This window comes from Acidaminococcus sp. AM05-11, assembly GCF_003472805.1.
Taxonomy (GTDB): Bacteria; Bacillota; Negativicutes; order Acidaminococcales; family Acidaminococcaceae; genus Acidaminococcus; species Acidaminococcus hominis.
Window position 1 is genome coordinate 29394 of record NZ_QRMX01000007.1, and the last position, 20444, is coordinate 49837.

21 protein-coding genes are annotated in these 20444 nt (G+C 54.5%); 2 read left to right on the plus strand and 19 right to left on the minus strand.

The genetic code is table 11. The features are described 5' to 3' along the window. Nucleotides 1-9 precede the first annotated feature (9 nt). Genes DW089_RS05575 through DW089_RS05620 form a run of 10 tightly spaced genes read right to left on the minus strand, consistent with a single transcriptional unit; the run spans nt 10 to nt 7979 of the window. Nucleotides 10-813, minus strand: coding sequence for a TlyA family RNA methyltransferase (locus DW089_RS05575; RefSeq protein ID WP_105327375.1), 804 nt, complete (start codon nt 811-813; stop codon nt 10-12). Then, the gene (dxs, locus tag DW089_RS05580) at nt 810-2711 is read right to left on the minus strand and encodes a 1-deoxy-D-xylulose-5-phosphate synthase (RefSeq protein WP_105327374.1); all 1902 of its coding nucleotides are present in this window, start codon (nt 2709-2711) and stop codon (nt 810-812) included. Before dxs ends, DW089_RS05575 begins: the two co-directional genes overlap by 4 nt. 20 nt (nt 2712-2731) lie before the next feature. Further along, nucleotides 2732-3607, minus strand: a complete 876-nt coding sequence (locus DW089_RS05585; protein WP_105327373.1) for a polyprenyl synthetase family protein — start codon at nt 3605-3607, stop codon at nt 2732-2734. Continuing rightward, nucleotides 3607-3852, minus strand: a complete 246-nt coding sequence (gene xseB, locus DW089_RS05590) for an exodeoxyribonuclease VII small subunit (RefSeq protein ID WP_105327372.1) — start codon at nt 3850-3852, stop codon at nt 3607-3609. The genes DW089_RS05585 and xseB overlap by 1 nt, the downstream gene beginning before the upstream one ends. Nucleotides 3853-3855: 3 nt before the next feature. After that, nucleotides 3856-5214 (minus strand): exodeoxyribonuclease VII large subunit, encoded by a 1359-nt coding sequence (xseA, locus tag DW089_RS05595; protein ID WP_105327371.1) that lies wholly within the window; start codon nt 5212-5214, stop codon nt 3856-3858. After that, nucleotides 5211-6149 carry an O-sialoglycoprotein endopeptidase gene (locus DW089_RS05600; protein ID WP_233547565.1) on the minus strand — a complete coding sequence of 313 codons (939 nt, stop codon included), beginning with the start codon at nt 6147-6149 and terminating at the stop codon, nt 5211-5213. The genes xseA and DW089_RS05600 overlap by 4 nt, the downstream gene beginning before the upstream one ends. 7 nt (nt 6150-6156) lie before the next feature. Further along, nucleotides 6157-6585, minus strand: a complete 429-nt coding sequence (gene nusB / locus DW089_RS05605; RefSeq protein ID WP_105327369.1) for a transcription antitermination factor NusB — start codon at nt 6583-6585, stop codon at nt 6157-6159. Nucleotides 6586-6611: 26 nt separating this feature from the next. Continuing rightward, on the minus strand, nt 6612-6836 hold the full coding sequence (locus tag DW089_RS05610; RefSeq protein ID WP_105327368.1) for a DUF2273 domain-containing protein: 225 nt from the start codon (nt 6834-6836) through the stop codon (nt 6612-6614). 10 nt (nt 6837-6846) lie between these two features. Then, a complete protein-coding gene (gene amaP, locus DW089_RS05615) occupies nt 6847-7368 on the minus strand; it encodes an alkaline shock response membrane anchor protein AmaP (RefSeq protein WP_105327367.1) in 522 nt (173 codons plus the stop codon). Further along, nucleotides 7365-7979 (minus strand): Asp23/Gls24 family envelope stress response protein, encoded by a 615-nt coding sequence (locus tag DW089_RS05620; protein WP_105327366.1) that lies wholly within the window; start codon nt 7977-7979, stop codon nt 7365-7367. The genes amaP and DW089_RS05620 overlap by 4 nt, the downstream gene beginning before the upstream one ends. A 543-nt stretch (nt 7980-8522) precedes the next feature. Here DW089_RS05620 and DW089_RS05625 point away from each other — a divergent pair. Both DW089_RS05625 and DW089_RS05630 read left to right on the plus strand, forming a co-directional pair. Beyond that, nucleotides 8523-9323: a MoxR family ATPase gene (locus DW089_RS05625; RefSeq protein ID WP_105327365.1), complete on the plus strand. Its 801-nt coding sequence runs from the start codon at nt 8523-8525 to the stop codon at nt 9321-9323. A gap of 1 nt (nt 9324) precedes the next feature. Further along, nucleotides 9325-10524: a VWA domain-containing protein gene (locus DW089_RS05630; RefSeq protein ID WP_105327364.1), complete on the plus strand. Its 1200-nt coding sequence runs from the start codon at nt 9325-9327 to the stop codon at nt 10522-10524. Nucleotides 10525-10619: 95 nt separating this feature from the next. On the opposite strand, the gene DW089_RS05635 is transcribed toward DW089_RS05630, so the two are convergent. The 9 genes from DW089_RS05635 to DW089_RS05675 form a co-directional block, all read right to left on the minus strand. Further along, nucleotides 10620-11336, minus strand: a complete 717-nt coding sequence (locus tag DW089_RS05635) for a TetR/AcrR family transcriptional regulator (RefSeq protein WP_118286916.1) — start codon at nt 11334-11336, stop codon at nt 10620-10622. Nucleotides 11337-11368: 32 nt separating this feature from the next. Then, nucleotides 11369-12313, minus strand: a complete 945-nt coding sequence (locus tag DW089_RS05640) for an AEC family transporter (RefSeq protein WP_105327362.1) — start codon at nt 12311-12313, stop codon at nt 11369-11371. 243 nt (nt 12314-12556) lie between these two features. Beyond that, nucleotides 12557-13501: an AEC family transporter gene (locus DW089_RS05645; RefSeq protein ID WP_118286917.1), complete on the minus strand. Its 945-nt coding sequence runs from the start codon at nt 13499-13501 to the stop codon at nt 12557-12559. 201 nt (nt 13502-13702) lie between these two features. Next, entirely contained in the window at nt 13703-14251 is a 549-nt protein-coding gene (locus tag DW089_RS05650; protein ID WP_105327360.1) for an NADH peroxidase, read from the minus strand. A gap of 296 nt (nt 14252-14547) precedes the next feature. Then, entirely contained in the window at nt 14548-15471 is a 924-nt protein-coding gene (gene argC / locus DW089_RS05655) for an N-acetyl-gamma-glutamyl-phosphate reductase (RefSeq protein WP_105327359.1), read from the minus strand. A 248-nt stretch (nt 15472-15719) separates the two neighbouring features. Then, nucleotides 15720-17633, minus strand: a complete 1914-nt coding sequence (locus DW089_RS05660) for a heavy metal translocating P-type ATPase (RefSeq protein ID WP_118286918.1) — start codon at nt 17631-17633, stop codon at nt 15720-15722. Between the two features lie 42 nt (nt 17634-17675). Further along, nucleotides 17676-17894 (minus strand): cation transporter, encoded by a 219-nt coding sequence (locus DW089_RS05665; protein ID WP_105327357.1) that lies wholly within the window; start codon nt 17892-17894, stop codon nt 17676-17678. Between the two features lie 151 nt (nt 17895-18045). Then, nucleotides 18046-20097: a ferrous iron transport protein B gene (gene feoB, locus DW089_RS05670; RefSeq protein ID WP_118286919.1), complete on the minus strand. Its 2052-nt coding sequence runs from the start codon at nt 20095-20097 to the stop codon at nt 18046-18048. Further along, nucleotides 20090-20326 (minus strand): FeoA family protein, encoded by a 237-nt coding sequence (locus DW089_RS05675; protein WP_105327355.1) that lies wholly within the window; start codon nt 20324-20326, stop codon nt 20090-20092. The genes feoB and DW089_RS05675 overlap by 8 nt, the downstream gene beginning before the upstream one ends. Nucleotides 20327-20444 lie beyond the last annotated feature (118 nt).

Consider the following 20444-nt stretch of genomic DNA (forward strand, 5'->3'; position numbering starts at 1 on the left):
TTTACCCCCTCATTTTTCCAGGGTGTCATGGGACGCTGCAACCACGGCCTGAATCCGGTCTTCCGTAACAGCATCTTCCCCCTGTTTTCCTGCATATAATAGATATTCTATATTGCCTTCCGGTCCCCGGATGGGTGAAAAATCCAGGCCCAAAGGCACAAACCCGATTTCCCGGGCGGTGGCCAGCACCTTTTCGATGACCTCCAAGTGGACGGCCCGGTCCCGGACCACCCCTTTCTTGCCCACCTTCTCCCGGCCAGCTTCAAACTGGGGTTTGATCAGGGCAATGAGAAAGCCATCGTCTTTTAAAATTTTATAGGCACTGGGCAGTACCTTGTCCAGGGAGATAAAGGCCACATCTATGGTAATGCCGTCCACCTTTTCTCCCAGGGAATCTTCTTCCAAAAAGCGGACATTGGTCCGTTCCAGATTGACCACCCGGGGGTCCTGGCGCAGTTTCCAGGCCAATTGGCCGTAGCCCACGTCAATGGCAAATACCTTCCGGGCGCCGTTTTGCAGGGCGCAGTCTGTAAACCCCCCAGTGGAAGCTCCCAGGTCTGCGATAACCTTGTCCGTCAAATCGATGGGAAATACTTCCAGGGACTTGGCCAGCTTGTAGCCGCCCCGGCTTACATAGGGCATTTTCTTGCCCAAAAGGGTAATCTTCACATCTGGCTTTACCATGGTTCCCGGCTTGTCCACCTTTTGGTCGTCGACCAGGACCTCGCCGGCCATGATTACGGCCTGGGCCTTGCTGCGGGTTTCAAAATACCCTTCCCGGGTCAAAAATACATCCAGTCGTTCTTTACTCATTGCTTCTCTTTCTCTTTTCTCAGATTTGCCCAGGCTTCTGTCAGGGTTTGGGTAACGCCTTGAACATCCAGGCCCAAATCCCGGAGCAGCAGGTCCCGTTTGCCATGGGTGACAAAAACGTCGGGAATCCCCAGGTTCAGCACCTGGCAGCGCTTCAGCAGCTGCTGCCGGTTCAGCAGGTCCAGGACTCCGGCGCCAAAGCCGCCCCGGAGGGCATTTTCTTCCAGGGTAACCAGAAGGGGTACCCGCTGGGCTGCTTTCACCAGTGCTTCCTGGTCCAGGGGCTTCACAAACCGGGCGTTCACCACCCCGGCGGAAATGCCCTGCTTGGCCAGTTCTGCTGCGGCCTCCCGGGCAGTTTCCACCATGGTGCCCACGGCCCAGATATCCAGATCCGTACCTTCTGCCAGCCGCTCACTTTTGCCAAGGGGCAGGGTGTGCAGGGGTTCCGAAATATCCACCCCCAGCCCGGCGCCCCTGGGATACCGGAGCATCACCGGGGTTTTCATGGCCGCGGCGGTTTTCACCATATGCCGCAGTTCGTTTTCGTCCTTGGGTACCATCACCGTAAAGTTGGGCAGCAGGGACACAAAGGAAAGGTCGTAGTTGCCGTGGTGGGTGGCGCCGTCGTCCCCTACCAGTCCCGCCCGGTCCAGGCATAGGATAAAGGGCAGGTTCTGCATGGCCACATCGTGGAGCAGCTGGTCAAAGGCCCGCTGGGCAAAGGTGGAGTACAGAGCGGTTACCGGGTGGTAGCCATTGGCCGCCAGCCCTGCTGCCATGGTGACGGCGTGCTGCTCGGCAATGCCCACGTCAAAGAACCGGTCCGGGTAGTACTTGCCAAACACGTCCAGGCCCGTGCCTTCCGGCATGGCCGCCGTAATGGCCACCAGCTTCTTGTCCTTTTCCCCCAGCTCCACCAGGGTGTTGCTGAAGGCTTTGGTATAGGTAATGGGGGTGCCCGCCTTGGCGATTTTCTTGCCGGTGGCAATGTCAAAGGGGCCGGTGCCGTGGAACCGGTTGGGTTCCTGCTCCGCCGGTTTGTACCCTTTTCCTTTGGTGGTAATTACATGGATGAGCACCGGTTCATCCAGATTTTTGGCTTTTTCAAGGGTTTCTGTCAGGGCTGCCAGGTCGTGGCCGTCCACCGGACCCAGGTACTTGAAGCCCAGGTCCTCAAACAGCATACCGGGCACAAAAAAGTATTTGAAACTGTCCTTCAGCCGGGCTGCCAGCCGGGCCACCGAATCCCCGATGGAGGGTATGCTTTTCAGCACCCCTTCGATGTCTTCTTTCACTCGGGAATATTTGGGGTCCGTGCGCAGCTCGATAAGATAGGTGGACAGCGCCCCTACGTTTTTGGAAATGGACATTTCGTTGTCATTTAAGATGACAATCAGCTTTTTGTGCATATCCCCTACATTGTTCAGCCCTTCCATGGCTTCGCCGCCGGTAAGGGCGCCGTCGCCAATGACGGCAATCACGTTGTAGTCGTCCCCTGCCAGATCCCTGGCACAGGCAATCCCCAGAGCCGCCGAAATGGAGGTGCTGGAGTGGCCGGTGCCAAAGCAGTCATATTCGCTCTCCGTGCGCTTGGGAAAGCCGCAGAGGCCCCCGTACTGGCGCAGGGTGGAAAACGCGTCCTGACGCCCGGTGAGAATCTTGTGGACGTAGGATTGGTGGCCTACGTCCCAGACAAGCTTGTCCCGGGGCATGGAAAACACCCGGTGCAGGGCTACGGTAAGCTCCACCACCCCCAGGTTGGGGGCCAGATGGCCGCCGTTTTTGGAGGTCACCTGGATCAGCAGGTCACGGATTTCCTGGCACAGCTGGGGTAGTTTGTTCACAGGTACTTTTTTTAGGTCTGACGGTGTGTGAATGGTTTCTAGTAAGCTCATTAACACCTGTCCTCTCTCACTTACTTCTTGCGATTGTATAGATACCGGGTGATTTCTAACAGTACTTCGGCCTTTTCCCCGTAGGGAGCCAGTACTGCTTCGGCTTCGCGCAGGGTTTCTGCAGCCATTTCCCGGGCTTTTTCTAAGGAATACAAGGATACGTAGGTGGATTTATGCAGCTTCTCATCGGAGCCCTTGGGCTTGCCCATAACGGCTGCGTCCCCTACCACATCCAGGATATCGTCGGTAATCTGGAAGGCCAGGCCAAAGAGTTTGGCAAAATGGGTCAGGTCTTCCAGGGTCTTGGCATCAGCTCCGGCCAGCAGGGCCCCGCCCCGGACCGCTGCCACAAACAGGGCACCGGTTTTGGCTTCATGGAGCTGTTTCATTTCGGCGGCGGACAGGTGCTTGTCTTCGGAGGTAATATCCAAAGCTTGCCCCCCTACCATGCCTACAGGGCCAGCGCAGTGGGCCACCAGCCGGACAACTTTCAAAAGGACCGCAGGGTCTACGCCTGGCTGTTCCAGCATGACTTCAAAGGCCTGGGTCAAAAGGCCGTCCCCGGCCAGCAGCGCCATGGCGTCCCCGTACACCTTGTGGTTGGTGAGCCGGCCCCGGCGGTAGTCGTCGTTGTCCATGGAGGGCAGGTCATCGTGGATCAGGGAATAGGTATGAATCATTTCCAGGGCGGAGGCCACCGGCAAAAACTTGGTGCCGTCGGCGCCTGCTGCATCGGCCGCTGCCATCATCAAAATAGGCCGCAGCCGCTTGCCGCCTGCTTCCACGGAATATTCCATGGCTTCATCTACCGGGGAGATGCTCCCCTGGCCCAGACGCTGGTGCAGGTAGTCCCCTACCAGTTTGCCCCGCTCTGCCAAATAACTTTTCAGTTCCATTATTCTTTCTCCTCCGGGAAAAGGGCTAAGGAAAAGTCGTCCTTGCCGTCTTCCACGATTTTCTTCACATCCTGCTGGGCCTGCTGCAGCTGGCCTGCACACTGCTTGCTGAGCCCCATGCCTTCCTTGAACAGGGCCAGGGTTTCTTCCAGGGGCAGTTCGCCGCTTTCCAGTTGTTCTACAATGGTTTCCAGCCGTTTCAGTCCCTCTTCAAAGGACGGGGTTTCTGCTTTTTTTCTCACCATGGTTTATTGTCCTTCCTTTTTCTCCTGTATCTCCTGAGCCGTGGATACCACGGTACCATCTGCCACATGGGTAACCAGCCGGCTGCCCGGCTCTACCTGGGAGATGGACCGGATAACCTGGCCCTTGTCAGTTTCAGTTAACGAGTAGCCCCGCTGGAGCACCGCATAAGGGCTCAGGGCTTCCAGCTTGGAACTTACCACTTCCCACCGGTGCTGCCGGATTTCCAGGGCTTGTTTGGCCGAAGCCTGGAGCCGCTGGAGCAGCATATCAAGCTGCTGGCTCTGGTCTTCCCACAGCCGCTCCGGTTCCCGCAAGGTCCAGGAGCTTTGCAGCCGTTCCAGCTGCCGGCTTTTGTTTTCCCACAGCCGTTCCGGCCGGGTAAACACCCAGGAAGCAGCGGCCCGTTCCAGCCGCTCCTGCTGGTCTTTCAGCAGTCCCTCCGGATGGCGCAGCACCCGGGACTGGGCAGCCCGCAGAAATCTGTTTTCCCACTGGTCCAGGGCACTGGTGACCTGGCGTTCCAGACGTCTGGTCAGGTTCTGGAGCTTTTCCCGGTCCCCGGTGCGTTCCGGCACCGCCAGCTCTGCTGCTGCAGACGGGGTGGGCGCCCTAAGGTCCGCGGCAAAGTCACTGAGGGTAAAGTCAATTTCGTGGCCCACTGCGGAAACCACAGGAATCTGGGAGGCCGCAATGGCCCGGACCACCCGCTCGTCGTTAAAGGCCCACAGGTCTTCCATGGACCCGCCGCCCCGGCCCACAATCAATACGTCGGCCAGTTTGTGCCGGTTCATGAAGCGGATGCCCCGGACAATTTCTTCGGGGGCTTCCGTACCCTGGACCTTTACCGGGTAAAGCCGGATTTTGACCCCCGGGTCCCGGCGGCCGGCTACGTTGATAATATCCCGGACCGCTGCTCCAGCAGAGGAGGTAATGACCCCCACCACTTCCGGATGGGCCGGCAGGGGGCGCTTTTTCTCCGGGTCAAACAGACCTTCGGCGGAAAGCTTCTGCTTTAATTCCTCAAAGGCTGCCATCAGATTGCCAGCCCCCAGGGGCATCAGCATATCTACGTAAAATTGGTAGACCCCGTCCCGTTCGTATAGGTCAATGCGGCCAACGCCCATGACCTGATCCCCGTTTTTGGGCAGGGCCTTCAGACGCCGGGCAGCCCCGGCAAACATCACGGCCTTTAAAAGGCCCCGGTCGTCTTTTAAATTGAAATAACAGTGGCCGGAAGGATACTGGCGGAAGTTGGACACTTCCCCCTGAATCTGGAGATTGGCAAATTCCGGTTCCTCATGGATCAGACCTTTGACAATCTTGTTGACTTCCGTAACTGTATAGATTTTGCCAAAAATCATGGCTTCCGTCCCTCCTTTTGGGCCGTATACCAAGCGGTGCCCACGGCACCGTCCACACTATAGCGGGGCTCCGGCGCCCACAGCTGGCAGCCTTGTTTGGTCAAGGCGCTGCCCACCTGCCGGCGGATTTCCCCGTTGGCGCTGACCCCGCCGGCCAGAAGTACCTTGGTTACGTTGTACTTCCCGCACAAATAGCCCAGCACCTTGCCAAGGCCCTGGCCAATGGCCGTTTCCACTCCCAGGGCCAGCTCCGCCGGGTCTGCCCCCTGCTGGGCAGCCCTAAGGGCCTTGGTGCAGGGACCGGACAGGCTCAGCTGGGACTCCTTGGTCCAAACGGGCAGCGGATAGGCCTTAGCCGCCGTTTCGGCCAGCTTTTCCAGGGCAGCACCGGCGGGAAAGGCAAGGCCCAGGGCCACCCCCACCCGGTCAATGAACTGACCGGCGTGCAGGTCAATGCTGGTGCCCTCCGGGGTCAGCCGCACTTCCCCTTCCGGGGTCTTTTCGGCCAGGAGCATATCCGTGGTTCCCCCGGAAATATGCACCAGCAGGAACCGTTCCGGAGCCTCCTGCCCCACGGACCACAGGCCGGCATACATATGGTTATGCTGGTGGGTAGTGGTATAAAGGGGCAGTCCCAGCAGATGGGCCAGGCTTCTGGCGGTTCCCAAGCCTGCCAGAAAGGCCGGCATATAGGATTCTTCCAGCGGCCGGGGTCTTTCCGAGACTCCGATCGCTTTAAGAGATATGCCGGCCAGATTGATTTTTTCAATTAATTCAGGAAGGTTGCGGGTATGCTGAAAGACCATTTCCGATTGGGCGAGCCCCCGTCTGCCGGGTTTTACCTTCAGCAGCCGGCGCTCATCGGCAAGCAGCTTTCCTTCCAGGCTGAGAACAGCCACAGAAGTGGTATAACAGCTGGTATCTATACCCAGCACGGCTTCCTCAGGCACCATGTTTTTTCACCAGGTGTCCCAACAGGCCGTTGATAAAGGACGGGGAATCATCTCCGCCGTAGGCTTTGGCCAGTTCCACAGCCTCGTTGATGGCCACTGCGGCCGGTACGGGCTCCGGAGCATAGAGGATTTCATAAGCGGCAATCCGCAGCAGGTTCCGGTCAATGGCGCTCATGCGCTCCACTTTCCAGTTCCCGGACAGGGATTCCAGCTCTGCATCAATGGCAGCCTGATTTTTTTCCGTGCCTTCCACCAGGGCCAGGGCATAGGCTCTGTCCTTCTTGCCTACCTTGGCAAATTCTTCTTCAGTGGCCAAGGAAGCCACGGTTTCGGCTGCGGTTTGTTCTGTCTTCTCCTGGTCAAAATCCAGGGCAAATAAACTCTTTAAGGCAATGGTACGTGCGTCTCTTCTGCTCATTTCTTTCTCTCCGGTTCTTTTCTATTCTATTTGCGATAGGGCGGCAGCAGGTTATCCAGCAAATCCACCAGATCCTCGCCTTCGTCCATTTTGTTTCCAATATAAAATCCCAGGCCGATACAAAACAATAAAAATACCGCCCGGAAAAATCCCAACAGGATGAATAATACGCCTACCACCAGTCCGGTGAAAGCGCAAATAATCCGCCAGCGGGAGGTTTCAAACAATTTTTTCAGGATTTCCTGCCACATAGTGAACCCCCTATTCCTTCGCCTTGATATGCTTAAAATAGAGTGCTACATCGGCCACATCCACGCCGATTACATTCTTGATGTTCTTTTTGACGGTGCGCTTCACTTCGTCGGTGGTATCGGGAATGTTGATGCCCGGCTCAATGGAAGCGTTGATCCGCACATTCAGCTGGTTATCCTTGGCCATCTTGACCCGGACCTTGGCGCCGAACACCCCGTACACATCATTGGTAAAGCCGGCAATGTAGTCTTCCATGGCTCCTTGGCTCACATGGATGACCCCTTCCCGGTCGTTTTCAAAGGTCAGGTCGTTGCTGCCGCCGGGGCTCCAGCTGGCCACAATCAGGCGGATGCTCACCAAAAACAGCACCAGGCCGCCCACCGTATACTCAATGCGGCCCGGCACCTGGGCGGCAAAATCCATCAGGTCCGCCACGGGAATCCCGTTGACGCTGACCACCACCACCAAAACGGCCACTACGGCCATAATGCAGGTATAAAGGGTTAAGATAATCCGATCCAGTATGCTCATGGTTCTACCTCCGGAGTCCCGCCTTCAGCAGTTTTGGCCTTTTCTGTTTCGGGAGTGGCAGCTGCCTGGGGCGCTGGGGCTTCCTGCTGGGGAGCCGGTGCCTCAGTACTATTTTCTTTGGCTGCCCCTTCTGCGGACTCCGGCAGGGCTGCCGGCTCAGCAGGAGGTTCTTCCCACTTCTTTACCAGTTCATCTGTATAATCCTTGTCGGAGAACGGCTTTTCTTCTTTCTTGCGGACCCCTTCCACATGGACGTCCACGCCGGTGACTTCATAGCCGGTCATGTTTTCCACGGCCTCTTTGACCTTTTCCTGAAGCTTAATGGCCACATCGGGAATGTTGTAGCCATAGGTAATGATCACATGGACTTCCACCCGGACGGTATGCCCTTCCGTATAGACCTTGATGCCCTTGGAAAAGTTCTGCTTGCCCAGCATATCCGTAAGCCCTTCCCGGATACCGCCGCTCATGCCGTAGACTCCGGTGACCTCGGAAGCCGCCAGTCCTGCCACAATGCTCAGAACCTCGTCGGCTACCTTGATGGCACCCATATCCTCCTGGTCCGGATCCCCATCAATGGGGGGCGTTAGATTTTCATTTTCTTCGTTCATAGGACCTTCTCCTCAAACGCAAGTTTATACATTTCTAATCCCTTTATTATAACAAATCATTCCAATATATGATAGTCAATATAGGTAATTTTGCCTTGGTTGACCTATGCCGTGCCTGGCAGCGTGGGATTCCGGGGTCAGCAGGAAAATGCGGTTTCCCGGCTGTTGGAAGAAGGGCGTAGGTTCCCCAGCCTGAAAAAGGATACATTGTGTAGCTGGAAGCGTTCTGCACCACCACGCCCATTGCCTATAGTATAACAAACGAACATATGTTCTTTCAATATGCAAATTTCGTAAAAACTAGTTCCTGTTAAATGCAATTGAGGCAAATTTTCTTTGGGTCAGGAGCATAAATTTTCAAGGACTTGAGGATATTTCTGCCAGAAGGTGTAAATGCTAAAACTTTCAGAGGCGGCTGTATTTTACCTGGTTAAACTGCCCATGCAAGCCTCGCCCGCAAAGGTTCTCCGTTGCCCATCTGTAAATCACCGGCGCTCCATGCTATAATGGAGATAATTCTGTATATTTCAAAGGAGTTTAGTTATGAAGGAATTTAAAGGAACCTCTACCTATATTGCGTCGGAAGATTTGCTGCGCAGTGTGAATATTGCAGCTGCCCTGGGGAAACCGCTGCTGGTCAAGGGGGAACCCGGCACCGGAAAAACTGTTCTGGCCGAAGAAGTGGCCAAGGCCCTGGAGCTGCCCCTGTACATTTGGAGCATCAAATCCACCACCAAGGCCCAGGACGGCCTGTACCTGTACGATGCGGTACAGCGGCTGTACGACAGCCAATTTGGCACAGCCGGCGTGGACGATATCAGCCGCTACATTCATTTGGGCAAACTGGGGGAAGCTTTCCAATCCCAGAAACAGGCGGTGCTGCTCATTGACGAAATTGACAAGGCGGACCTGGAGTTCCCCAACGACCTGCTCTGGGAACTGGATAAAATGGAATTTTACATTCCGGAAACCAAGGAAACGGTGAAAGCCATTCATAAGCCCATTGTCATCATTACCTCCAATGCGGAAAAAGAGCTGCCCGACGCATTCCTGCGCCGCTGCATTTTCCATTACATTGCCTTCCCGGAGCCGGACACCATGCGGGAAATTGTCCTAGCCAAGTTCCCCACCCTGGCAGAAGATCTGCTGGAGAGCGCCACCGCTGCCTTCTACAAGCTGCGCAAACTGCCGGACATCAACAAAAAGCCCAGCACGGCGGAGCTGCTGGACTGGATCCAGGCCCTGCTCATCGGCGGCGTGCCGGCAGACAAACTGAATGAGAAGCTGCCCTACATTGGCGTACTGCTGAAGAAAACCGAGGACCTTCAAAGGGCGGGGTACTGATATGTTTACGGACTTCTTTTACCAGCTGCGGTCTTATGGTGTCAAAGTAAGTCTGATTGAATGGGATACGTTTTTGGAGGCTTTGCGCCTGGGACTGCACCAGAACAGCTTTACCGAGTTCTATTATCTGGCCCGCACCACCTTAATCAAAAAGGAAACAGATTACGACCGCTTTGACCAGGCTTTTACGGCGTATTTCCAAAATCTGGTGGATTTGGGCATTATCCCGGAGGCTTTTGAAAAGTGGCTGGAAAAAGCTGCCCCCGCCACGCCCTACAACAAGGAAGAAGTGGACCGGATCTGGAACCAATTTACCAAAGAGGAAATCAATGACCTATTGGAGGAGCGGTTCAAGCTGCAAAAGGAGCAGCACAATGGCGGCACCACCTGGGTGGGTACCGGGGGCCAGACGGCCTTTGGCCATTCAGGCTACGCTCCCAAGGGCATCCGGATTATGGGCAAGGGCACCTGGCACAGCGCCTTTTCCATTGCCCAGGAGCGGCATTTCCGGGATTTCCGGGATGATACGGTGCTGGACATCCGGCAGTTCCAGGTAGCCCTGCGCAAGCTGCGCCGGCTTTCCAGCCAAAATGAACAGCCCAAGGACGAGCTGGATATTGACGAAACCATTAAGGCCACCTCCAACCGGGGCGGGCTGCTGGACGTAATCTACAAACGGCCCCGAAAAAACCAGACCCGGCTGCTGCTGCTCATGGACAGCGGCGGTTCCATGTGGGGGTTTGCGGATTTGTGCCGGCGGCTGTTTCAGGCCGTAACCAAGAACAACCAGTTCAAGGACCTGAAGATTTTCTACTTCCACAACATCTTCTACGACTACCTGTTCACCAAGCCCGACTGCGCCTGGGAAAACCGGATTGACACCGAATGGGTTTTCCACCAGTACAAAAATGGCTACCAGGTAATCATCGTAGGCGACGCCCGGATGGGGGAAGAAGAACTCATGGATGTGAACGGCAATATCGACTACATCCAGGGCAACAACCGCCCGGGGATTTCCTGGCTGGAGGAACTGCTGCAGCTGTACCCCGCCTCCATTTGGCTAAATCCCATGCGAGAAGTGAACTGGCGGTACTACTACACCCTGGCCCAAATCCGCAAGCGGGTGGATATGTTCCCCATGACCATCAAGGGTCTGGAAGCGTCCATGGATGCCCTGCGGAAAAAAGGTACCCAGGTCTAAACAAAAAGTTTTCCTATACGCAAAAAAGCAGTCTAGCTACAGATTTTCCTGTAGCTGGACTGCTTTTCTTTTGGGATTGCTTACATTTTACCAGTCTATTTGCTGGTCTTTCCTGTCCCCGTTTCTTCAGGGGCAGTGCTGCCAAGCCAATGGCCGTAGAGGAAACGATTGAGCATCTCGTCCACGGATTTTTCCATATTTTCGGGGTTCACAGTATGCTGGAACACCAGCATCACCAGAGAGAAGAAGAAGTTTTCCGTCATCATGGGCAGATTGGCAATGGGTTTGATAAAGCCTGCCGCAATGGCATCATGAAGGATTTGGCGCAGGGGCATGATTTCTGCTCGCAGCAGCTCGGCGTAGCGCTTTTTCACGGCTACTTCCTGCTCTGAAGGGCCCTTGCCCCAACGGATTTCCACTTTGTAATCCTGGAGAGTATCATCCCACAACAGGCGCCAGCCCCCCTGCTCGTTGAGCACTTCAAACAGCAGCACGGACCACAGCACTTCCTGCTTGGTAAAGAATTTGATGCAGGTATAAGCGTACTGGGTCATCTGGTCTTTAAAGGAAGCATTGTCCTTGTAGGCTTTTTCCAAAGAAGCGGAAAATCGTCTGCTTTTTTCACTAATCAGGGTATAGAACAGGTTTTCCTTGTTTTGGTAATACTTGTATACAGTTCCCTTGCCCGTGTCGGCTATTTTGATGACTTCATCCAGGGTGGCCTGGGAATAGCCGCCTTTTTTGGAAAAGACCGTTTCCGCCGCCTTCAAGATGCGTTTTTCCTTGGAAAGGGATTGATTGATTTTGACCATACCGTTCACTCCATCATACAAAATATTCCTGCTTACAGGAGTCCCATGCTCTGGACCGCCAAAATCCAGAAGAACATGGTAACAAATGAAATTGCTGTAGAAAAGATTACGCAGTTTCCTGCCAGCTGCCCATCACTGTCCATCTGCTGGGCCATGGCAAAGGACGCCACCGCACAGGGGGTAGCCGCCATGCCGATCAGGGTTGCCAGTTCCACGCCTCTAAGGCCCAGGGCAATGGCTACGCCCACCACCAAAAGGGGCGCCAGTACCAGTCTGCTAAAAATGGTAATGACCAAATAGCGGAGTTCTCCCAACACCGCCTGGACCGTAAAGGAAATTCCCAGAATCACCAGGGCCAGGGGCGTGGTAGTAGCTGCCATCTGTTTGACGCATTTCACCACCATGGCCGGCAGGGGAAAGGGCAAAAGTCGGCAGAAAAGGCCCAGGAGAGCGCCTACAATCATGGGATTGGTCAGGACCCCCTTGACCAGCTTTTTGAAGGTCAGGGTGCTTTTGCCGCCCCGGAAGGTCTCCAGGATAATGACTGCCAGTACATTGTACAGGGGCACCACAAAGGCCGCCAGCAGCATGGGTACGGCTACGGCTTCTGGCCCATAGATATTTTCTACCAGAGGAACCCCCAAAAGGATAAAATTGCTCCGGTAGATGGCCTGGATCATGGCTCCCCGTTTCTTGTCATCCTTGACGAAATGGGTTACTACCAGATAGGCCAGAAAAGCCACCGCCAACACGGAGCAGAACCCATAAGCGATAAAGGCCGGGGCCGCCATGGTTTCCGCCTTGGTAAAATACACCGAGGAAAACATGGTGGAGGGCAGGAACAGTCCAAATAAAAGCTTGTTAAACGTGGATACGGATTTGTCCGTAAAATGAAAAGCGTGCCGGGCAAAGAGTCCCACCAGCATGAAAAGCAGCAAGGGGGCTACGGCATTTAAGGCAACCACAAAATTTCCCATACGTTAAGCCTCCTTGGCAATTGGTATACACTTCAATTTTTAAGATTATCACAAATTCCGAAAAAGGTAAATAATCCCCGGCTTTCCATAGGGATTTTGGGACAATATTTGACAGTTTTCTGACTTTTCCTTCTCATTTTGTTCAACAAAGGAACTATAGAGTCAGTTTTCTGACTGATGAGTCCGGATTTTGCCAAAACCTGCCAGGGAGAAAAGCCAGCCTATTGCCCCCCTCCAGGAGTCCTAGAGTGCGCCCAGGGCCTGAAGGCCATAAATCCACAAAAACAGGGTAATAAAGGAAAAGGCGCAGGAAAAGATCACCGTATCCCCAGCCAGTTCCCCATCGCTGCCCATCTGCTGGGCCATGGCAAAGGAAGCCACAGCAACGGGCGTCCCGGACATGGCCAGAAGGCTGGCCAGTTCAATGCCCCGAAAGCCCAGGGCAAGCCCCGCGCCTACCACCAAAAGCGGCGCCAGCACCAGCCGGGCCACCACACTGATGGTCACTTCCTTCAGCTCGCTGTAGGCTCCCTGGAGGGTAAAGGAAGCCCCCAGCACCACCAGGGCGAAAGGCGTGGTCACGGACGCCAGCTGGTGAATGCATTTTTCCACCAGGGCCGGCAGGTCAAAAGGCAGCAGCTTGCAGCAAAGGCCCAGAATGGCCCCGATAACCATGGGATTGTGCAGGACTCCGGCCAAGATGTGTCCCGGCCGGATGTCCGGGGTATCGCTGCGAAAACGCTCCAGGGTAAAGATGGCCAGCACGTTGTAGATGGGCACCACAAAGGCTGCCAGCATCATGGGTACGGGCACGGCGTCGGCCCCGTAGATATTCTCAATCAGGGGCACCCCCAAAAGGATAAAATTGCTCCGGTAGATGGCCTGGATCATGGCACCCCGTTTCCGGTTGCTTTTTACAAAACGGACCACCAGAAAGTAGCCCAGACAGTAGACGGCCAAAAGGGACAGGACCCCGTACAGGATAAAGCTGGGGGTAATCAGCTGGGAAGCCTGGGTAAAGTACACGGACGCAAACATATTGGCCGGCAGGAACACCCCAAACAGCAGCCGGTTCAGTTCCGACACGGCCCGGTCCCCCAAGTGCAGCTGGTGCCGGGCAAACAGTCCCGCCAGCATAAAAAGCAAAAGAGGCGCTACTGCGTTAAATGCGATGCCAAAGTTTCCCATACCCTTCCCTTCTTCCCGCTGTGACCTGTAACGCATAAAAGCCTTCTTCTATTCTTTTACGGCACACAGGTCCAAATCCCTGCATGGGGGCGGAAATCGCTTGAAGGAAAAGGGAGGAAACTTCCTCAGGTCCCAATAAGGCAAAAAAAATCCCTGTCCCCACTCAGGAGGACAGAGACTTTTTTGCAAAGCCGGGAAGGCTTATTTGCTGAAGTAACGAGCCAGCAGGCCATCGAATACACGACCATGGCGAGCTTCGTCTTTGCACATTTCATGAACCGTATCATGGATGGCATCGTAGCCCAGTTGTTTAGCCAAGGTAGCGATTTCTTTCTTGCCAGCGCAAGCGCCTTGTTCTGCAGCAGCTCTCATTTCCAGGTTCTTCTTGGTGCTGTCGGTAACGACTTCGCCCAACAGTTCAGCGAACTTGGAAGCGTGTTCTGCTTCTTCAAAAGCGATGCGTTTATAAGCTTCTGCAACTTCCGGATAGCCTTCACGATCGGCTACACGGGACATAGCCAGGTACATACCAACTTCGGAGCATTCACCAGTGAAGTTTTGACGCAGGCCTTCCAGAACTCTTTCATCAACGCCTTTGGCTACGCCAACTTTATGTTCGTCAGCGTATTCCTTAACGCCGTCTTTCATTTCATCGAATTTGTCTTTAGGAGCGCCGCATTGAGGGCACTTTTCCGGAGCTTCTTCACCTTCATAAATGTAACCGCACACTCTACAAATGAATTTTTTCATAATATAAGCCTCCCCTAATTTTTTGGTTCCCTTCAGCTCTATACATAGACCTTCAACACTATACATAGATTTGAAAGGAATCGTTTTTGATATTTATTATCCTTTACGACCTTTATTATAGCAGTTTTTCTGCCGAATGCAAGAGGTTTTTTTAGAATTTTTTTCTATTTTTCCTCTTACCATTTTAACAATACATATAATTATTATAAAATTCAGCAATTATGTTGCAACTGGAACAAAAACAGGACCATTTCCCTGCTGCTGCAAAGGAAACGGTCCTGCTCACGGCTTGGCGCTTATAAATCCAGGCCTTCTTCCGGGGCAAGCCCCAGAGCAATATTCATGTTTTCAATGGCGGCGCCGCTGGCCCCCTTCCCCAGGTTGTCAAACTGGGCGGACACAGTGAACCGCTCTTCATTGCCGGCAATGTAGATTTTCAGGGAATCCTTACCGGCCAGGTTGTTGGAACCCAGCATCTTGGGCAGTTCTTCACTGGTCTGCACCTGAATGAAAGGCTGCTTGCCGTAAAAGTCAGCAAACAGCTTCCGCAGGGCGGCCAGGGGCAGGCCCTGGGTGTTGGCAAAGCCGGCGGTAACCAGCATGCCGCTGTAGTAGGGTGCCACAATGGGCAGGAAAATGGGTGCCGTGGTGAGTTTGGCGTATTTGGCAATTTCCGGCAGGTGCTTGTGCTTCTGGTTCAGCCCGTACAGCCGGGGAGCGTCCAGTTCCGGATCGTGGAGATTTTCGTACTCGGCAATCATCTTTTTGCCCCCGCCGGAATACCCGGTAAGGGAAGTCAGGGTATACAGCCCGTCAGCGGGAATCAGCCCAGCAGCCACCAGGGGCGCCAAAACGGCAATGGAGCCAGTGGCGTGGCAGCCCGGATTGGCAATGCGGGAACTATTGGCAACGGCACTGGCGTAGGCATGGCCCAATTCCGGGAAACCATAGGCCCAGCCGTCGCTGCAGCGGAAGGCCGTAGAGGTATCAATGATTTTGGTGGGGCAGTCCTTGGCAGCCTCCACAATTTCCTTGGAAGCCGCATCGGGCAGGCACAGGAAGGCCACGTCCGCCTGGCTGATTTTTTCCAGCCGTGCCTGGGTATTCTTCCGCAGGGCGCTGTCAATGGACAGCAGTTTGATATCGCTGCGGCGGGCCAGGCGCTCAGCCAGGCGCAGGCCTGTAGTTCCTTCTTGTCCGTCGATAAATACTTTAAACATGGTACACACCCCTTGCCTCTGTAATTTCTTTATTGAAATGAAAGTAGCCCTATTATAGCACAAATTTCCTAAAATGGTATATTTTTGCAAAATTATTTTTCCGTTTTCTCTCAAAAAGCTCTCTCAATTCCGAAAAAAAATTTCTTAACAAAGGGAAATTATCCCCGTTTATTCACACTTTTTCACCGTTTTTTACCATTTAGGGCAAAAAAATACAGTGGACAGGCATTAACCCATCCACTGTATTTTTATGCTTCTTTTACGAATAAACACCGCATGGCGTTCAGCACGGCCAAAATCAAAACGCCGGTATCGGCGAAAATGGCCACCCACATATTGATAACCCCCAAGGCGCCCAAAATCAGGGCCACAACCTTGATGCCGATGGCAAGTACGATGTTCTGGTACACAATGCTCACGCACTTCCGGGCAATCCGAATGGCTTTGCTGATTTTCAAGGGATCGTCGTCCATCAGCACCACATCTGCAGCCTCAATGGCTGCATCGGAGCCCAGGGCCCCCATGGCAATGCCAATATCCGCCAGGGAAAGCACCGGAGCGTCGTTGATGCCGTCCCCCACAAAGGCTACCTTGTCCTTGGGGTTCTTCTTTTGAATCAGTTCTTCCACCTTTTCCACCTTGCCGGCAGGAAGCAGCTCGCTGTACACCTTTTGGATGCCCAGTTGCTGAGCCACAGCGTCGGCAATCTTGCGGGAATCCCCGGTGAGCATGATGACCGCCTTCACCCCAGCTTCCTTCAGCTTGTCGATGGCCAGCGCCGCGTGGGGTTTAATCTTGTCTGCAATGAGGATATGACCGGCGTACTTGCCGTCCACAGCCAGATGCACCAGGGTGCCCACCATATGGCAATCCATATAGGAAACTCCCAATTGTTCCATGAGCTTGCCGTTGCCGGCTGCAATCTGGTGTCCGTCCACTTCTGCCAGGACCCCTTTGCCGCTGAGCTCCTGGATGTTTTTCACCCGGCTCCGGTCCAGTTCCCGTCCGTAGGCCTTCTGAAGGCTTTTGCTGATGGGATGGGAGGAGGCGCTTTCGGCCAGGGCGGCCAGTTCCACCACCTGTTTCTTTTCCAGGGGTGTATGGTGGATGCCGCAGACTTCAAAGACCCCTTCCGTCAGGGTCCCGGTCTTATCCATAACCACATAGGCCGTATTGGCCAGGGTTTCCATGTAGTTGGCACCCTTAATTAGAATGCCCTGCCGGCTGGCGCCCCCAATTCCGGCAAAGAAGCTTAGCGGAATGCTCAGTACCAGGGCGCAGGGGCAGCTGATAACCAAGAACAGCAGGGACCGGTACAGCCAAGTTTCCCAGGAAGGAGGCAGGTCCAAAAACGCCACCCGTACCAGAGGCGGCAAAAGGAACAGTGCCAGGGCACTGCCGCAGACCACCGGGGTGTAGACCCGGGCGAATTTGGAAATAAAGACCTCCGACTTGGCCTTCCGGGAACCGGCGTCTTCCACCAATTCCAAAATCTTGCTGACGGTGGATTCGCCAAAGTCCTTGCTGGTGGTTACCGTCAGCACCCCATTCAGGTTGATGCAGCCGCTGACCACTTCGTCCCCGGGGGCCACCTGACGGGGCAGGCTTTCACCGGTAAGGGCTGCGGTGTCCAGGGAGGAAGTACCGGCCTCTACCACGCCGTCAATGGGCACCTTTTCCCCGGGCTGAACAACAATCCGGGTACCCGGGGCCACGTCCTCGGGGTCCACCTGAACCAGCTTGCCGTCCTTTTCAATATTGGCGTAATCCGGCCGGATATCCATCAGCTCGCTGATATTGCGCCGGCTTTTGTCCACGGCATAATCTTCAAAGGTTTCTCCAATTTGATAAAACAGCATAACGGCCACGGCTTCCGCGTAGTCCCCGTTTTCATAAATGGCCAGGCCCAAGGCCCCCAAACTGGCTATAGCCATCAAAAAGTTTTCGTCAAAGACCTGCCCCTTGCGGATGTTTCGCCAGGCCTTGCGCAAAATATCATAGGAAATGATGATGTAACCCAGCACATAGGGCAGCGCGTGCAGCACCCGAGAACCTGTGTCCAGACCGGGTCCGGACAAATCCCCCAGGAAGAAACTGCCCACCGCAGTAAGCAGAGCGGCTGCCCCAATCCGGGCCACCATCACCTGGTGCTCCTTCTCCATAATTCTCACCTACCATTAATGTTTTATTTAATCGTAACGCTGTTAACAATCAATATCCAGCTCGTCATCAATCTTCCGAACATTGGTTCGAGCTTGGGCCATTACTGCTTTTGGATCTGCCCCTTCGGCAAAAGTAACCTTCAGTTTCAGCAGCATATAATTCACCACAGCATCGGTCACACCAGCAGTTTGCTTAACGGTTTCTTCCATTTTGGCTGCACAGTTGGCGCAGTCCGCTTTGATTGCATAAGTCTTTTTCATAATGGGTTCCTCCTCCGAAATAACGATTAAAAATTTCTTTAATTGTTTCTACCTACTTTATACGCCATTTTCAGAGAATAGTCAAGAGGGACTTGGAACAAGTTGTCCCAAATCCCTCTTTTAGAATAAACTGTTTAGTTTTTAACAAAAGCTAGAATAACAGCAGCAAATGGTAGCACAGGAAGGTGAACCCCCAGGCCACAGCCAGCTGGAACAGGGCTTCTTCTGCGGTCCATTTCCAGCTGCCGGTTTCTTTCTGGATGGTAGCCAGGGCCGCCGCACAGGGCACGTACAAAAGGCAGAACACCATCAGGCACAGGGCGTTGATGGAGGTAAAGCCGATGCCCCCCAGGGCCTGAGCAAAGGCTCCCAGCCCTTCCCCGGAGCCCGTATTGGTAATGCCAAAAAGCACGGCACAGCTGGAAACCACCACTTCCTTGGCGGAAATCCCGGCCAGCAGTGCTAGGGTAATCTGCCAGAAGCCCAGGCCGATGGGCCGGAACACCGGTACCAGCCAGTGGCCTAGGACGGCGCCGTAGCTTTGGGCCGCGTCGGTGGTATAGCCGCTGGGGCCAAAGTTCAGCACAAACCAGATAAGCAGCGTAGCCAGGAAGATGGTGGTGCCGGCCTTTTCCAGGTAGCTTTTCACCTTATCTTCCACGTAGATGCACACGGTACGCAGGTCCGGCATCTTGTACTCCGGCAGCTCGATGAGCAGGTAGTCGTCCTTGTCCTTGTGCCGGGCCTTATCCGTCCAGTGGATAACCAGGGATACCAGAATGGCCACCAAAAGGCCAATCATATACATGGAATAGGCCACCAGCATGGCCCGGTTCCCGAAGAACATTTCGGAAAACAGGATATAGATGGTGAGCCGGGCGTTGCAGCTCATAAAAGGCGTTACCAGGATAACCTTCAACCGGTCCCGCTTGTGTTCCAGACTCCGGGAGGCCATGACCGCCGGCACGGTGCAGCCAAAGCCCAGCAGCATGGGGATAAAGGCCTTGCCGGACAGCCCCACCTTGCTCATGATGCCTTCCATCACGTAGGCTACCCGGGCCATGTAGCCGCTGTCTTCCAAAAAGCCCAGGGTCAGGAACAAAATCAGGATGTTGGGCAGGAAGGTAACGATGATGCCCACGCCTCCCAGGGCCCCGTCGATAATCAGGCTGGTCAGGGCTGCGTTGACCTGCCAGGCAGCCAGTTGGGCGGCCAGGCCGTCGCTGAACCAGCCAATGGCGGCTTCCAGATACCCCTTCAGCCAGTCGCCCACCGTAAAGGTCAGGAAGAACACCAGCCCCATAATCAGCAGGAACACGGGAATGCCCCAGATATTGTCCGTGAGCACCTTGTCCAGCCGGTCGGTGAGCTTGTCCCGCTCCTCCTTATGGAGCAGCACTTCCCGAATGATTTCTTCAATGAAATCGTATTTTTCCTTGATAATCTGGGTTTCGTAGTTCTTGTCCAGCACCTCCGGCAGGTCCACCGGACAGCGCTTCCAGATTTCCTTGTCCCGCTCCAGAAGCTTAATAGCGTGCCACCGCTTGTTCACCAGTTCGGGATAGCGGGCCTCCAGGGCCGCTTCCACCTGGTCAATCCGATCCTCGATGGAATCCGAATACACCATGGCGTATTCCTTGTGGTTCAGCACATGGCTGCCCATGGCCTTGTGGTTGTGGATCAAGGGGTCCGTGGACTTGGCGTCCTTATGGTGGGCCGCTGCGTGCAGCAGTACGTCCAGGCCCCGACGCTTCCGGGCCGAAACGGGAATTACCGGAATGCCCAGCATTTCCGGCAACCGGTGCAGGTCGATTTCCATGCCCCGCTTTTCTACAATATCCATCATATTCAGGGCCATCACCACGGGCTTGCCCAGTTCCAGCAGCTGAAGGGTCAGGTACAGGCTCCGCTCCAGGGCAGAGGCATCCACCACATTGATGACCACGTCCACTTCATCGCTGAGGATAAAGTCCCGGGAAACGATTTCTTCCATGGTATAGGAGGTCAGGCTGTAGGTCCCAGGCAGGTCCACCAGCCGGATGTTCATGTTGTGGTGGCGGATGGCGCCCTCCACCTTCTCTACGGTTACCCCGGGCCAGTTGGCCACCTTTAGATTGGCGCCGGTATAGGCGTTGAACAGGGTGGTTTTGCCGCAGTTGGGGTTGCCGATGAACCCAATGGTCAGGTTTTCGTGTTTAGACATGGGGTGCAGCCCCCTTTTCCACGGTAATGTTCCGGGTCATATTGTAGCCCAGGGCAAACCGGGTGCCCCGCAGCAGGATAATCATAATGCCCTTGCCCTTCCGGTTGATGACGCTGATCTGGGTGCCCGGGGTCATGCCCAAGGCTTGCAGCCGCCGTTCCACCTGAAAGGGAAGATTTATTTTTCGTACGATTCCAGATTCTCCAATCTGTAAATCTTTTAACAGCATGTACAGTCCCCCTGTGTAAATAAAGAATCTCCGCATTGTTTCCATTATAGGACGAACCTGGGGACCTGTCCACAGTTAGGATGAAAAAACCCAAGATAATGTTTGTTAGCACTTCCCT

Coding starts and splice junctions, on each gene's coding strand:
- xseB (WP_105327372.1), bottom strand. CDS start 3,852: ATGGTGAGAAAAAAAGCAGAAACCCCGTCCTTTGAAGAGGGACTGAAA.
- DW089_RS05585 (WP_105327373.1), bottom strand. CDS start 3,607: ATGGAACTGAAAAGTTATTTGGCAGAGCGGGGCAAACTGGTAGGGGAC.
- DW089_RS05660 (WP_118286918.1), bottom strand. CDS start 17,633: ATGGAGAAGGAGCACCAGGTGATGGTGGCCCGGATTGGGGCAGCCGCT.
- DW089_RS05620 (WP_105327366.1), bottom strand. CDS start 7,979: ATGAACGAAGAAAATGAAAATCTAACGCCCCCCATTGATGGGGATCCG.
- DW089_RS05625 (WP_105327365.1), top strand. CDS start 8,523: ATGAAGGAATTTAAAGGAACCTCTACCTATATTGCGTCGGAAGATTTG.
- DW089_RS05645 (WP_118286917.1), bottom strand. CDS start 13,501: ATGGGAAACTTTGGCATCGCATTTAACGCAGTAGCGCCTCTTTTGCTT.
- xseA (WP_105327371.1), bottom strand. CDS start 5,214: ATGATTTTTGGCAAAATCTATACAGTTACGGAAGTCAACAAGATTGTC.
- DW089_RS05610 (WP_105327368.1), bottom strand. CDS start 6,836: ATGTGGCAGGAAATCCTGAAAAAATTGTTTGAAACCTCCCGCTGGCGG.
- DW089_RS05640 (WP_105327362.1), bottom strand. CDS start 12,313: ATGGGAAATTTTGTGGTTGCCTTAAATGCCGTAGCCCCCTTGCTGCTT.
- amaP (WP_105327367.1), bottom strand. CDS start 7,368: ATGAGCATACTGGATCGGATTATCTTAACCCTTTATACCTGCATTATG.
- nusB (WP_105327369.1), bottom strand. CDS start 6,585: ATGAGCAGAAGAGACGCACGTACCATTGCCTTAAAGAGTTTATTTGCC.
- DW089_RS05630 (WP_105327364.1), top strand. CDS start 9,325: ATGTTTACGGACTTCTTTTACCAGCTGCGGTCTTATGGTGTCAAAGTA.
- argC (WP_105327359.1), bottom strand. CDS start 15,471: ATGTTTAAAGTATTTATCGACGGACAAGAAGGAACTACAGGCCTGCGC.
- dxs (WP_105327374.1), bottom strand. CDS start 2,711: ATGAGCTTACTAGAAACCATTCACACACCGTCAGACCTAAAAAAAGTA.
- DW089_RS05665 (WP_105327357.1), bottom strand. CDS start 17,894: ATGAAAAAGACTTATGCAATCAAAGCGGACTGCGCCAACTGTGCAGCC.
- DW089_RS05635 (WP_118286916.1), bottom strand. CDS start 11,336: ATGGTCAAAATCAATCAATCCCTTTCCAAGGAAAAACGCATCTTGAAG.
- feoB (WP_118286919.1), bottom strand. CDS start 20,097: ATGTCTAAACACGAAAACCTGACCATTGGGTTCATCGGCAACCCCAAC.
- DW089_RS05575 (WP_105327375.1), bottom strand. CDS start 813: ATGAGTAAAGAACGACTGGATGTATTTTTGACCCGGGAAGGGTATTTT.
- DW089_RS05675 (WP_105327355.1), bottom strand. CDS start 20,326: ATGCTGTTAAAAGATTTACAGATTGGAGAATCTGGAATCGTACGAAAA.
- DW089_RS05650 (WP_105327360.1), bottom strand. CDS start 14,251: ATGAAAAAATTCATTTGTAGAGTGTGCGGTTACATTTATGAAGGTGAA.